Annotated in this window: 12 protein-coding genes; 3 read left to right on the top strand and 9 right to left on the bottom strand. The window is 61.5% G+C overall.

The window, feature by feature from the left end; translation table 11 throughout:
• Positions 1-15: 15 nt before the first annotated feature.
• The 3 genes from PCOSP_RS17690 to PCOSP_RS17680 all read right to left on the bottom strand — a co-directional run bounded on the left by PCOSP_RS17690 (position 16) and on the right by PCOSP_RS17680 (position 2,380).
• A complete protein-coding gene (locus PCOSP_RS17690) occupies positions 16-504 on the bottom strand; it encodes a GFA family protein (protein WP_139648391.1) in 489 nt (162 codons plus the stop codon).
• A gap of 138 nt (positions 505-642) precedes the next feature.
• On the bottom strand, positions 643-1,275 hold the full coding sequence (locus tag PCOSP_RS17685; RefSeq protein ID WP_139648393.1) for a DNA-3-methyladenine glycosylase family protein: 633 nt from the start codon (positions 1,273-1,275) through the stop codon (positions 643-645).
• 22 nt (positions 1,276-1,297) lie between these two features.
• Positions 1,298-2,380, bottom strand: a complete 1,083-nt coding sequence (locus tag PCOSP_RS17680) for a bifunctional transcriptional activator/DNA repair enzyme AdaA (protein ID WP_464709178.1) — start codon at positions 2,378-2,380, stop codon at positions 1,298-1,300.
• A 144-nt stretch (positions 2,381-2,524) separates the two neighbouring features.
• Between PCOSP_RS17680 and PCOSP_RS17675 the strand changes: the two genes are divergently transcribed.
• Positions 2,525-3,001: a hypothetical protein gene (locus PCOSP_RS17675; protein WP_464709177.1), complete on the top strand. Its 477-nt coding sequence runs from the start codon at positions 2,525-2,527 to the stop codon at positions 2,999-3,001.
• An 80-nt stretch (positions 3,002-3,081) separates the two neighbouring features.
• Here PCOSP_RS17675 and PCOSP_RS17670 read toward each other — a convergent pair whose 3' ends face one another.
• Positions 3,082-4,536 carry a TrkH family potassium uptake protein gene (locus PCOSP_RS17670; RefSeq protein ID WP_175363689.1) on the bottom strand — a complete coding sequence of 485 codons (1,455 nt, stop codon included), beginning with the start codon at positions 4,534-4,536 and terminating at the stop codon, positions 3,082-3,084.
• Between the two features lie 176 nt (positions 4,537-4,712).
• On the opposite strand from PCOSP_RS17670, the gene PCOSP_RS17665 reads away from it, so the two are divergent.
• On the top strand, positions 4,713-5,300 hold the full coding sequence (locus tag PCOSP_RS17665; RefSeq protein WP_139648400.1) for a LysE family translocator: 588 nt from the start codon (positions 4,713-4,715) through the stop codon (positions 5,298-5,300).
• A 189-nt stretch (positions 5,301-5,489) separates the two neighbouring features.
• Here the strand turns inward: PCOSP_RS17665 and PCOSP_RS17660 are convergent, their stop codons facing one another.
• The gene (locus PCOSP_RS17660; RefSeq protein WP_464709176.1) at positions 5,490-6,314 is read right to left on the bottom strand and encodes a helix-turn-helix transcriptional regulator; all 825 of its coding nucleotides are present in this window, start codon (positions 6,312-6,314) and stop codon (positions 5,490-5,492) included.
• Between the two features lie 136 nt (positions 6,315-6,450).
• Between PCOSP_RS17660 and PCOSP_RS17655 the strand changes: the two genes are divergently transcribed.
• A complete protein-coding gene (locus PCOSP_RS17655) occupies positions 6,451-7,413 on the top strand; it encodes a GGDEF domain-containing protein (protein ID WP_464709175.1) in 963 nt (320 codons plus the stop codon).
• Between the two features lie 261 nt (positions 7,414-7,674).
• Here PCOSP_RS17655 and fabI read toward each other — a convergent pair whose 3' ends face one another.
• Genes fabI through PCOSP_RS17635 form a run of 4 tightly spaced genes read right to left on the bottom strand, consistent with a single transcriptional unit; the run spans position 7,675 to position 12,195 of the window.
• A complete protein-coding gene (fabI, locus tag PCOSP_RS17650) occupies positions 7,675-8,469 on the bottom strand; it encodes an enoyl-ACP reductase FabI (RefSeq protein ID WP_003202751.1) in 795 nt (264 codons plus the stop codon).
• A gap of 19 nt (positions 8,470-8,488) precedes the next feature.
• The gene (locus tag PCOSP_RS17645; RefSeq protein WP_464709174.1) at positions 8,489-10,099 is read right to left on the bottom strand and encodes an ABC transporter ATP-binding protein; all 1,611 of its coding nucleotides are present in this window, start codon (positions 10,097-10,099) and stop codon (positions 8,489-8,491) included.
• A 1-nt stretch (position 10,100) separates the two neighbouring features.
• The gene (locus PCOSP_RS17640; RefSeq protein ID WP_139648408.1) at positions 10,101-11,120 is read right to left on the bottom strand and encodes an ABC transporter permease; all 1,020 of its coding nucleotides are present in this window, start codon (positions 11,118-11,120) and stop codon (positions 10,101-10,103) included.
• 1 nt (position 11,121) lies between these two features.
• Positions 11,122-12,195 (bottom strand): microcin C ABC transporter permease YejB, encoded by a 1,074-nt coding sequence (locus PCOSP_RS17635; protein WP_047700952.1) that lies wholly within the window; start codon positions 12,193-12,195, stop codon positions 11,122-11,124.
• Positions 12,196-12,197 lie beyond the last annotated feature (2 nt).

Below are 12,197 nucleotides of genomic sequence, written 5' to 3'. Positions count from 1 at the left end.
CTCGCGATGGGGGCCTTAAGCCTTCAACCCCAGGCGCTCATGCCACTGGGCAATCGATTCCTCGGGGTAAACCTCGAACCGCTGGTCGCCGGGATGCGCTTCGATTTCCACCCAGGGGGCCTTGGAGCCGAGCATCAGATGGGTGCGCTCTGGCGGAACCGGCAGCGGCGTATCGATAGCCGAGGCGAAAGGGTGGATCAATTCCGGCCATTCGGGGCTGAACAGCCACAATCCCGAACCGCAGAGGGAACAGAAATGCCGTTCGGCACTGCTGCGGTGGGCGCGTTTATCGCCTTCGTTCTTGAGCCGCGCATGATAAATCGAGATGTGCCGGCGACCGCGCACCTTGAGGCTGCGGGCATCGCCGCCCAGGTTGATCGCGAAACCGCCGCCGCCCTGGGTCTTGCGACAGATCGAGCAGTAGCAGCGCTGGTAAGGGTAGGGGTGGGCACAGGTCAGGCTGAATGACACCTCGCCGCAATGGCAGGAACCTTCGAGCAGCATGGGAGCCTCCGATGGGGTTGGGATGACCTGGGATAGCGTAGACGGTCAGCGTTTCGACAGGTCTGACGCCATCGCGAGCAGGCTCGCTCCCACATTGAAATGCGATCCCCTGGGAGCGGGCTTGCTCGCGAAGAACGATCACGCGGTCCCACGGGCAGGCACCGGCACCCGCCACAGGTACCACGCCGCCACCGTCCGATAGGGGCTCCAGGCCAGGCCGATATCGATCATCTGCTTGCGACCGGGCTGTCGTTCGAGGCCCTTCAGACGCCGATAGCCTTCGCGCACACCGAAGTCGTCCACTGGCAGGATGTCCGGTCGCTCCAGGCTGTAGATCAGCAACATCTCCACGGTCCAGCGACCGACGCCGCGCAGGGTGACCAGGCGTTCGATCAGGGCTTCGTCGTCCATCGCCAACGCTGTCGGGTAATCCGGCACCACACCGTCCAGGGCTGCCTGGGCGATGCCCTGGATGGTTGCGATCTTGCTGGCGGAAAAACCGCAACCCCGCAACTGCTCGAAGTCGGTCGCCAGAATCTGCTCCGGCCTTGGGAATGGCTGCGTCGGAAACAACGCCAGCAGTCGACCGAAGATCGCATCGCCGGCCTTGGCGTGCAACTGCTGGTAGGCGATGGCCCGCACCAGGACTTCGTAGGGATCGCGGGCCGGCTTGGGTTGCAGCAGGCAGGGGCCGGTTGTTTCGACGTGACGCCGCCACTCTTCATCGAGGTTGGCAAGAAAGACACTGGCATCGTGGTACGGCACGGGCATCGGGTCTGTGTCCTCGGGATGGTCAGAACGCCAGGGGCAGGGAAACTTGCACAGCGGCTTTTTCCAGTCGCAGCAGGAAGGCCTTGCGCGGTTGCCCGCCACCATAGCCGGTCAGGGAGCCGTCCGCACCGATTACCCGATGGCACGGTACAACGATGGCCAGGCGATTCTGACCATTGGCCAATCCTACGGCGCGGCTGGCGCCAGGGCTGCCGAGGACGGTGGCGATGGCGCCGTAGCTGCGAGTCTCGCCATAAGGGATTTTTTGCAGTTCGGCCCAGACCCGGATGGCAAATGCACTGCCGGGCATGTGCAACGGGACATTGAAGGTTGTGAGGTTGCCGGCGAAATAATCCGTCAGTTCGGTTTCGATCTGCTGCAAGTGTGCGTTGTGCCCCGGCGCGACGGTGTAGCCGTAGCGCTGTTGCAGTTCTTCGATTTCCCGGGTCAGCGCCGGACGGTCGAGAAACTCCAGCAGCACCAGTCCGCGTCGTTCGGCCATGGCCAGCATCGGCCCCAATGGGGTGGTCAGGCGCGTGAACAGCAGGGGTTCGCTTTGAGCGGCACGGCCGGGGGTGATGTGGAAAGACTTCACGAAAGCATCGCGAAATCCGCTCAGGGATTCGTAGCCCGAATCGAACGCCGCATTGTCGATGGAATTGCCTTCCTTGATCCCCCCCAGGGCGATGCCCAGGCGTCGGGTGCGCAGGTAGGCGTGAAAGGTCATGCCGAAATGCTGCTTGAACCAACGCCGCAGTTTCAACGGTTCGATGCCTTGTTCCAGCAGCAGGGCGTCCGTCCAGCGCAGATCGGGTTCGGCGTCCACGGCCTTGAGCAGCGCCTGGATCCAGTCCGGAGCGATGGCGGCAGCGTCCAGGGGCTTGCAGCGCAGGCAGGCGCGGTAGCCGGCCGACAGGGCGTCGTCGGCATGGGCGAAGAACTCCACGTTCTCCGGTTTGGGTTTGCGCGCCGTGCAGGCGGGACGACAAAAAATGCCGGTGGTCTTGACCGCGGTGAAGAACACTCCCTCGTAGGCGGTGTCTCGTTCGAGCATGGCGCGGACCATCTCGGCGTGGGGTGGGAGCTGCGAGTCTTGTTTGTTCATGGGGCTGAGCATAGAGCTGCCTTCGACACAGCTCCACCGAAAAATCGACAGTGAATTTCCTGTCGTTGGTCGGAGAAACGCGAACAAAAATTGAACCTTGACGTCTTAGAGGTTCAACCGTTGATTTTGTCTTTCGGAGACAACATGTCCAAACATAAGAAGTCATTAATTGCCGTCGCAGTTTGCACCCTGATGCTAGGGGCCTCTGCCTTGCTGCCGGCGGATCTGTCGCCCATTGGCGCGAGCTACGCTGCTGCGGGTGGAAATGGCGGTGGTAATGGAGGTGGCAACGGAGGTGGTAATGGCGGCGGCAACGGAGGCGGCAATGGTGGTGGCAAGGGCAGTGGGAAATCCAGCGACTCCAGTGGTCACGGCAAAGGCCTGAGCAGCGATCACACCGGCACCGCGACACGCACCCGCGATCATGGCGTGAGCGGCAAGCACACCGGGACCACTCGCACTGACCGTACGAGCCATGCGTCGGTCACTTCGAGCATTGCCAACGACCGCGATACCCGCGGCTTGACCAAAGCTTCGGCTATTTCCGACAGCACGCCTGGTACCCACAACACTAAGGGACTGACCAACGCGACCAGTTCGTCGATCAAGAACGACCGCTGATCGTCTGAAAAAAGCCGCGACGCCTCCATCGAGGTGTCGCGGCTTTTTTTTGCCTTGTACTTTGCAACAGGGCGAGGGGCTCAGTACTTCCAGAACACCGGTGTGAACAACACCAGGACGGTCAGAATCTCCAGGCGACCCAGCAACATGCCAACGGTCAACAGCCATTTTGCGGCATCCGGCAAGGTCGAGAAGTTGCCTGCCGGCCCGATGATCGACCCCAGCCCCGGTCCCACGTTGCACACGGCGGTGGCCGCGCCGGTCAGGGCGGTTGTCCAGTCCAGGCCGATCAGTGCCAGCCCCAGGGCGATAGCGCCGATGGTGATGGCGAAGAAAAATGAAAACGTCAGCAGCGAGCGGGCGATTTCTTCATCGATGGGATGGTTGTTGTATTTTTTCTGGATCACTGCCCGGGGATGAATCAGTTGTTTCAAGCTGCCCATCAGCAAGGCTCGGGCCACCTGAAAGCGAAAGATCTTCAGGCCGCCGGCGGTTGATCCGGAACAGCCGCCGACGAACGTCAGGTAGAAGAACAGCAACAAGGCAAAACTGCCCCATAGGGTGTAGTCACCCAGCGCAACGCCCGTGGTGGTGACCACGGACGTCACGTTGACGGCCACGATACGGACCGCATCCCACCATGTGTAGTCACTGTTCAGGCTCAGCCAGGTTCCTACCACGAGCCAGGTGACGACCAGGAAGCCGACAAAACCCCTGACTTGCTGGTCCTTGAACAAGGCTCGCCTGTTGCCGCGCAAGGTGGCGACATACAAGGTAAATGGCAGCGAGCCGGCCATCATGACGACGACTGATACCCAATGGATCGCCGGTTGAGGCCAGTGCCCCAGGGATGCGTCCGACGTGGAAAAACCGCCCGTGGAGATCAGGGACATCGCATGATTGATCGCTTCGAAAGGCGTCATGCCTGCCAGCCACAAGGCCAGGGTCGCCAGAGCGGTCAATCCTATATAGATCCACAGAATGTAGTTCGCTGCGACGTGGGAGCGCGGGGTGACTTTTTCCGACCAGTCCGACGACTCGGTCTGGAACAGTCGCATGCCGCCGACCCGAAGCAGCGGCAGGACCGCTACCGCCATGCCGATAAAGCCGATCCCGCCAAGCCAGTGCAGCATCGAGCGCCAGATCAGCAGGCCGGGGGATGCGCTGTCCAGCCCGGTCAGGACGGTCGAGCCGGTGGTGGTGATGCCTGACATCGTCTCGAAAAAGGCGTCGGTGTAGCTGATGTGCTGGATGAACACCAACGGCAGTGCGCAGAACACGCAGACGACGACCCAGCTGGCGGTCGTCAACAGGTACATGTCCCGAGGGCGCATCTGCGTGTGTGCGGGCCGTCCGCGAGCGACCAGCACGATGCCACAGGTGAAGGTGATCAGGCTCGACCATAAGAACGCCGAGAGGTCATCGTTTCGCCCATAGATCATCAGTGTGATGAGCGGAATCACCATGCTCGCGGCCAGCGTGATCAGGAAAATACCGAGAATGAAGCCAATGAATCGCAATACCGCAAAGGACATAGGGCGCGCCTGACTGAGATAGCCGCACAGTATCGGCTCCACTGGCCGGATTCGCATAGAGTTTACAAAAAAATCACCGGGTACCGCGTGGTTGCAATGGGGCAGTTTTGTTCAATACCTGCGGCTTGCGCAGATTTACTGTGTGCGCCACCTCACCAACTTGAAGAAGGTATGCGATGACTCTGTTTTTCTCCATGGCGGCGTTTGCGCTTGTCGCCTCCATCACGCCAGGCCCGGTCAATATCGTAGCCCTGAGCTCCGGGGCCCGGTACGGCTTTCGTGCGACGTTGCGCCATGTGGCCGGTGCAACCCTGGGATTTGTCCTGCTGCTGGTGTTGATGGGGCTGGGTTTGCATGAAGTCCTGCAGCGCTGGCCCGGTCTCACGCGAGTGGTGCAGTTGGGCGGCGTGGCGTTCCTGTTGTTCATGGCCTGGAAGCTGGCCCGGGATAACGGACACCTGGGAAGTGCGAATGAAGGGCGCGCGCCCTCGATGTTCCATGGGGCTCTGATGCAATGGCTCAACCCCAAGGCCTGGTTGGCCTGTGTCGCGGGAATGGGGGCCTTCGTGGCCGATGGTGAAGCGAGGCTGGTCTGGCAATTCGCAGCCGTCTACCTGGTGATCTGCTACGTTTCCGTGGGGTGCTGGGCGTATGCGGGCAGTTTCCTGCGCAACTGGCTGGGCAATCCGGCGACCATGCGCTGGTTCAATCGGACGATGGCGGGGTTGCTGGTAGCCAGCGCGATGTACCTGTTGCTGCCTTGAGGTGTCACGGGTGTTTTGACCTGCAAGCTTTTTGTGGCGAGGGGATTTATCCCCGCTGGGGTGCGAAGCAGCCCCTCTAAAACGTTCAATTAACCGTACCTGATTCACTGCGTTGCAAGTTGCAGGGGCTGCTTCGCACCCCAACGGGGATAAATCCCCTCGCCACAGGGGATCACCCGATGGCCCGTGTCAGCCTCGATACTGCCCTGGCGTCGCCGCCAGGTGCTGCTTGAAGGCTCGCTGGAAATGCGCCTGGTCGGCGAATCCGCTGTCCAGGGCGACGTCGGCGATCAGCTTGCCTTCGCGCAATTGCCGGCGGGCGAACTGGATCCGGCGATTGACCAGGAAGGCATGGGGCGTCATCCCGTAGTGACGCTTGAAAGCCCGGCTCAGGTAGGACGGCGACAGTTGCGCGGCGCTGCAGATGTCTTCGAGCTTCAAGGCTTCGGCGCAATGGTCATGGATGAACTGTGCCGCTCGCATCAAACCGGGATGGCTGCCCCGGTCCGGACGTCCCGCCGGGTTGAGGCGCTGTTGCAGATCGATGAAGAACGCCTCGGCGGCGGCTTGTTTGGACGGGGGGGCGAGCCGTTCATCCACCAATTGCCCATACAACCCTTGCAACGCGGCAAACAGCTCGGCATCGCGGCTGTGGGTGGTGGCAAAGCCCTGGAAATCCAGCTCCTCGTCAAAGCCGATTCGCCGTTGCAGGTCCCTCAGCCACAGGGTGTCGACGTAGAGCATCACGTATGACCATGGCTGATCGTCAATCGGGTTGCAGGCGTGGACATCCCCTGGATTCATCAGCACCACGGTGCCGCTTTGGACTTTGAAATTCGACTGCTCATGCACGTAGGTGCTGCATCCGGCGGTGATCGCCCCGATGGAGAAATGGTCGTGGGAATGCCGTGAATAACAGACCTTGCGCCCATCCGCGATGGCCCTGGCTTCAATGAAGGGCAAGGCCGCATCGCGCCAGAAACGGGGGGCGGAATCCTGGGGGATGGGCTTCATCGGTCAGCGCCTCTTATTGAACCTGTGTCGCAGTGTATAAGCCCTCGTCGGCAAATGCCCGTCTGATTCAGTCATGCGGTTCGTCAGCGGTTGAAGCTGGGCTAGACTTGAGCCAGTACCCACAACGGAGTGACCGATGCTCGAACCAGGTAAACCTGATGACGAAGCCGTCCGTCTCAAGACTCTGCAATCGCTGAAACTGCTCGATACCGCACCCGAAGAGCGCTTCGATCGATTGACCCGCCTCGCTCGACGCCTGTTCGATGTGCCCATCGCGCTGGTGTCCCTGGTGGATACCAACCGGCAGTGGTTCAAATCCAAGAGTGGCATGAGCATCAGTGAAACGCCGCGGGCGATTTCCTTCTGTGGGCATGCGATCTTGCAGGATCAGATCATGGAGGTTAGCGACGCGAAGCAGGACGAACGCTTTCGAGACAATCCGTTGGTCACGGGTGACCCCGGCATTCGCTTCTATGCGGGGCAACCGTTGAGACTGGAGGGTGGCAGCAAGCTGGGGACGCTATGCCTGATCGATACCCGTCCGCGCAAACTCGATGACGAAGAGCGCGAGCTGCTGCGCGACCTGGCGCGGATGGCCGAGCAGGAAATGGTCGCCGTGCAGATGGCAAGCATGGACGAACTGACCCTGCTGTCCAATCGACGTGGCTTCAGGACACTGGCCCAACATGCTCTGGACGTTTGTGAGCGCCTGTCGCGACCGGCGACGCTGCTGTACTTCGACCTCAACGATTTCAAACCCATCAACGACCGCTTTGGGCATGCCGAGGGTGATCGCGCGCTGAAGACCTTCGCCGACGTACTGCGCATCGCCTTTCGCGAAAGCGACGTGATTGGTCGTCTGGGCGGTGATGAGTTCGTGGCCTTGCTCACTGGCTCTTCCCATGTCGAGATCTCGGCGATCATGGAGCGACTCCGGGAAGTCCTCGATGAGCGCAATGCGATGCAGCAGCGCGGCTACGACATCCGCTTCAGCGTCGGGCAGGTCGAGTACGGGCCACAACACCACGAATCGATCGACAGCTTGCTGGCTGACGCGGATGCCGCCATGTATGCGCAGAAACAGGACAAGCGGTGCTGATGCCCATCAACCGCCATCGCGAGCAGGCTCGCTCCCACAGGGGATTGGCGGTGGATGGAGATTTTTGCGGCCGACCCAGGACCCAGGTGGGAGCGGGCTTGCTCGCGAAAGCGGCGGGTCAGTTGGCATTGACGTTGGCTGTGCCGACGTCTTCGCGAGCAAGCCCGCTCCCACACTGGAGAGTCGTGGCAGGGGCATCGGGAATGAAAAACGCCGCTCGTCCCTTCCAGGACGAGCGGCGTTTTTCAGGCGCGGCGAAGATTACTCTTCGATGTTGCCCATGGCGGTGGTGTTGAAGCCGCCGTCCACGTACATGATTTCACCGCTGATGCCCGACGCCAGGTCGGAGCACAGGAAGGCGCCGGCGTTGCCGACTTCTTCGATGGTGACGTTGCGACGCAGCGGGGTTTGCGCTTCGTTGGCGGCCAGCATCTTGCGGAAGTTCTTGATGCCGGAAGCGGCGAGGGTGCGGATCGGACCTGCCGAGACGCAGTTGACGCGAGTGCCGTCCGGGCCCAGGGAGCCGGCCAGGTAGCGCACGCCGGCTTCCAGGGAGGCCTTGGCCATGCCCATGACGTTGTAGTTCGGCATGGTGCGCTCGGCGCCCAGGTACGACAGGGTCAGCAGGCTGCCATTGCGGCCTTTCATCATTTCGCGGCCGGCCTTGGCCAGGGCGACGAAGCTGTAGGCGCTGATGTCGTGGGCGATGCGGAAGCCTTCACGGGTGGTGGCTTCGGTGAAGTCGCCGTCCAACTGGTCGCCCGGGGCGAAGCCCACGGAGTGCACGATGCAGTCCAGGCCGTCCCACTTCTTGCTCAGTTCTTCGAAGACCTTGGCGATTTCTTCATCGCTGGCCACGTCGCACGGGAAGCACAGCTCAGGGCTCGAACCCCAGCCTTGGGCGAACTCTTCGACACGACCTTTGAGTTTGTCGTTCTGATAAGTGAAGGCAAGTTCAGCGCCCTCGCGATGCATGGCGGCGGCGATGCCGGATGCGATGGACAGCTTGCTGGCGACACCGACGATCAGTACGCGCTTACCGGCGAGAAAACCCATGTGTTGCTCCTCTTTCAGGTTATTCGGCAGCTGTTGGGGCCAGGAAGGCGGCCTCCAGCAACTGCTGTGTATAGGGGTGTTGCGGCGCAGCGAATATGCTGCGGGCGTCACCTTGTTCGACCACTTGGCCATGCTTGACCACCATCAATTGGTGGCTCAGCGCTTTGACGACAGCCAGATCATGGCTGATAAACAGGTACGTCAGGTTGTACTTGGTTTGCAGCGACCGCAACAGCTCCACCACCTGGCGTTGCACGGTACGGTCCAGGGCCGACGTCGGTTCATCCAGCAGAATCAACGCCGGCTTGAGCACCAGGGCCCGGGCAATGGCGATACGCTGCCGTTGCCCTCCGGAAAATTCATGGGGGTAGCGGTTCCGGGTTTCCGGGTCCAGGCCTACCTCCTTCAATGCCGCGATTATCGCTTGTTCCTGTTCGGCTTCGGTGCCGATCTTGTGGATCCGCAGGCCTTCACCGACGATCTGTCCCACAGACATCCGCGGGCTCAGGCTACCAAACGGGTCCTGAAACACCACTTGCATCTCCCGGCGCAGCGGTCGCACCTGCTGCTGCGTCAAGCTGTCCAGCTGCTTGCCTTCAAAGCGGATCCCGCCCTGGCTGCCGATCAACCTCAGGATCGCCAGCCCCAGAGTGGACTTGCCGGAACCGCTCTCGCCAACGATGCCCAGGGTCTGGCCCTGGGGCAGGCTGAAGCGAATGCCGTCCACGGCCTTGATGTAGTCCACCGTGCGCTTGAACAGGCCTTTCTTGATCGGGAACCAGACTTTCAGGTCCTCGACCTGCAACAACGGCGGGCCCATCACGTTGCTCGCCGGGTTGCCGCTGGGCTCGGCGGCCAGCAGTTCCCGAGTGTACGGATGCTGCGGCGCGCGGAACAATTCTGCGCACGATGCCTGTTCGACGATGCAACCGCGCTGCATGACACATACGCGGTGCGCAATTCTTCTGACCAGGTTCAAATCGTGGCTGATCAGCAGCAGCGACATGCCCAATCGTGCCTGCAGATCCTTGAGCAGATCGAGGATTTTCAGCTGGACGGTGACGTCCAGGGCGGTGGTCGGCTCGTCGGCGATCAGCAGTTCCGGCTCGTTGGCCAGGGCCATGGCGATCATGACCCGTTGGCGCTGGCCGCCGGACAGTTCGTGGGGCAGGGCCTTGAGGCGCTTGTGCGGCTCGGGGATGCCCACCAGTTCCAGCAATTCCAGGGTTCGACGGGTCGCGACCTTGCCGGTCAGGCCCTTGTGGATGCCGAGCACTTCATTGATCTGCTTGCCGATGGAGTGCAGCGGATTGAGGGACGTCATCGGCTCCTGGAAGATCATCGCGATCCGGTTGCCGCGGATGTGGCGGATGATTTTTTCCTTCAAACCCAGCATGTTCTGCCCGGCGTACTGGATGGCGCCGGTGGGATGGTGGGCCAGCGGGTAGGGCAGCAACCGCAGGATCGAGTGGGCGGTCACCGACTTGCCCGAGCCGCTTTCCCCCACCAGGGCCAGGGTTTCGCCGCGCTTGATGTCGAAACTGACGCCTTCGACCACGCGCTGGCGGTGTTGCCCGACAACGAATTCCACCGCCAGGTCGCGGACTTCGATCAGATTGTCCTGGTTCATTTCACTTCCTCGGATCGAAGGCATCGCGAGCGGACTCGCCGATGAACACCAGCAGGCTCAACATGATCGCGAGTACGGCGAACGCGCTGATGCCCAGCCAGGGCGCCTGGAGGTTGGATTTGCCTTGGGCCACCAGCTCGCCCAGGGACGGCGCGCCGGCCGGCAGGCCGAAACCGAGGAAGTCCAGGGCGGTGAGGGTGCCGATGGCGCCGGTCAGGATGAACGGCATGAAGGTCATGGTCGAGACCATGGCATTGGGCAGGATATGCCGGAACATGATCGCGCCGTTCTGCATGCCAAGGGCCCGGGCGGCGCGCACGTATTCGAGGTTGCGCCCGCGCAGGAACTCGGCGCGCACCACGTCCACCAGGCTCATCCAGGAGAACAGCAACATGATCCCCAGCAGCCACCAGAAATTGGGCTGGACGAAACTGGCCAGGATGATCAGCAGGTAAAGCACCGGCAGACCGGACCAGATCTCCAGGAACCGCTGGCCGGCTAGGTCGACCCAACCGCCATAGAACCCCTGTAAGGCGCCAGCGATGACGCCGACGATCGAGCTGAGCAGTGTCAGGGTCAGGGCGAACAGCACCGAAATGCGGAAACCATAGATGACCCGGGCCAGCACATCACGGCCCTGGTCGTCGGTGCCCAGCCAGTTCACCGCGGAGGGCGGGGCGGGGGCGGGGACCTTCAGGTCGTAGTTGATGCTCTGGTAGCTGAACGGAATCGGTGCCCATAGCACCCAGGCATCCTTGGCCGCCAGCAATTCGCGGATGTACGGGCTCTTGTAATTGGCTTCCAGCGGGAATTCGCCGCCGAAGGTGGTTTCCGGGTAGCGCTTGAGGGCCGGGAAGTACCAGCCGCCGTCGTAATGCACCGCCAGGGGCTTGTCGTTGGCGATCAGTTCGGCGCCCAGGCTGAGCACGAACAGGATCATGAACAGCCACAGCGACCACCAGCCACGCTTGTTCGCCTTGAACAGCTCGAAACGACGGCGATTGAGAGGGGAAAGGTTCATCTCAATGCTCCCGGCTTTCGAAGTCGATGCGCGGATCGACAAAGGTGTAGGTCAGGTCGCCGATCAGCTTCACCACCAGCCCCAGCAGGGTGAAGATGAACAAGGTGCCGAAGACCACCGGGTAGTCGCGGTTGATGGCCGCTTCGAAACTCATCAGTCCCAGGCCGTCGAGGGAGAAAATCACCTCCACCAGCAAGGAACCGGTAAAGAAGATACCGATGAACGCCGAAGGGAAGCCGGCGATCACCAGCAGCATGGCGTTGCGGAACACATGGCCGTAGAGCACCCGGTTGCGGGTCAGGCCCTTGGCCTTGGCGGTGACCACGTACTGCTTGTTGATCTCATCGAGGAAGCTGTTCTTGGTCAGCAGGGTCATGGTGGCGAAGTTGCCGATCACCAGGGCGGTCACCGGCAGGGCCAGGTGCCAGAAATAGTCGAGGATCTTGCCCCCCCAGCTCAATTGATCGAAATTGTTCGAGGTCAGCCCGCGCAACGGGAACCAGTCGAAATAGCTGCCGCCAGCGAACACCACGATCAGCAGGATGGCAAACAGAAATGACGGAATCGCATAGCCGATGATGATCGCCGAGCTGGTCCACACGTCAAAATGGCTGCCATGGCGCGTGGCCTTGGCGATCCCCAGGGGGATGGACACCAGGTACATGATCAACGTGCTCCACAACCCGAGGGAGATGGACACCGGCATCTTTTCCTTGATCAGGTCGATGACCTTGGCGTCGCGGAAGAAACTGTCGCCGAAATCCAGGTGGGCGTAGTTCTTGATCATGATCCACAGGCGTTCGGGCGCCGACTTGTCGAAGCCGTACATGCGCTCGATTTCCTTGACCAGCGCCGGGTCCAGGCCCTGGGCGCCGCGATAGGAAGAACCGGCCACCGACACTTCCGCGCCGCCACCGGCGATGCGACTGGTGGCGCCTTCGAAGCCTTCGAGCTTGGCGATCATCTGCTCCACCGGCCCGCCGGGCGCGGCCTGGATGATGACGAAGTTGATCAGCAGAATGCCGAACAGCGTTGGGATAATCAGCAGCAGCCGCCTGAAAATATAAGCCAGCATCG

The sequence above is a fragment of the Pseudomonas sp. MAFF 730105 genome (assembly GCF_055380705.1).
Note: the sequence above shows the minus strand (reverse complement) of the source record. Positions and strands in the feature narration are given on the sequence as shown.

Coding starts and splice junctions, on each gene's coding strand:
- PCOSP_RS17680 (WP_464709178.1), bottom strand. CDS start 2,380: ATGAACAAACAAGACTCGCAGCTCCCACCCCACGCCGAGATGGTCCGC.
- PCOSP_RS17635 (WP_047700952.1), bottom strand. CDS start 12,195: ATGCTGGCTTATATTTTCAGGCGGCTGCTGCTGATTATCCCAACGCTG.
- PCOSP_RS17645 (WP_464709174.1), bottom strand. CDS start 10,099: ATGAACCAGGACAATCTGATCGAAGTCCGCGACCTGGCGGTGGAATTC.
- PCOSP_RS17665 (WP_139648400.1), top strand. CDS start 4,713: ATGACTCTGTTTTTCTCCATGGCGGCGTTTGCGCTTGTCGCCTCCATC.
- PCOSP_RS17655 (WP_464709175.1), top strand. CDS start 6,451: ATGCTCGAACCAGGTAAACCTGATGACGAAGCCGTCCGTCTCAAGACT.
- PCOSP_RS17670 (WP_175363689.1), bottom strand. CDS start 4,536: ATGTCCTTTGCGGTATTGCGATTCATTGGCTTCATTCTCGGTATTTTC.
- PCOSP_RS17675 (WP_464709177.1), top strand. CDS start 2,525: ATGTCCAAACATAAGAAGTCATTAATTGCCGTCGCAGTTTGCACCCTG.
- PCOSP_RS17685 (WP_139648393.1), bottom strand. CDS start 1,275: ATGCCCGTGCCGTACCACGATGCCAGTGTCTTTCTTGCCAACCTCGAT.
- fabI (WP_003202751.1), bottom strand. CDS start 8,469: ATGGGTTTTCTCGCCGGTAAGCGCGTACTGATCGTCGGTGTCGCCAGC.
- PCOSP_RS17690 (WP_139648391.1), bottom strand. CDS start 504: ATGCTGCTCGAAGGTTCCTGCCATTGCGGCGAGGTGTCATTCAGCCTG.
- PCOSP_RS17640 (WP_139648408.1), bottom strand. CDS start 11,120: ATGAACCTTTCCCCTCTCAATCGCCGTCGTTTCGAGCTGTTCAAGGCG.
- PCOSP_RS17660 (WP_464709176.1), bottom strand. CDS start 6,314: ATGAAGCCCATCCCCCAGGATTCCGCCCCCCGTTTCTGGCGCGATGCG.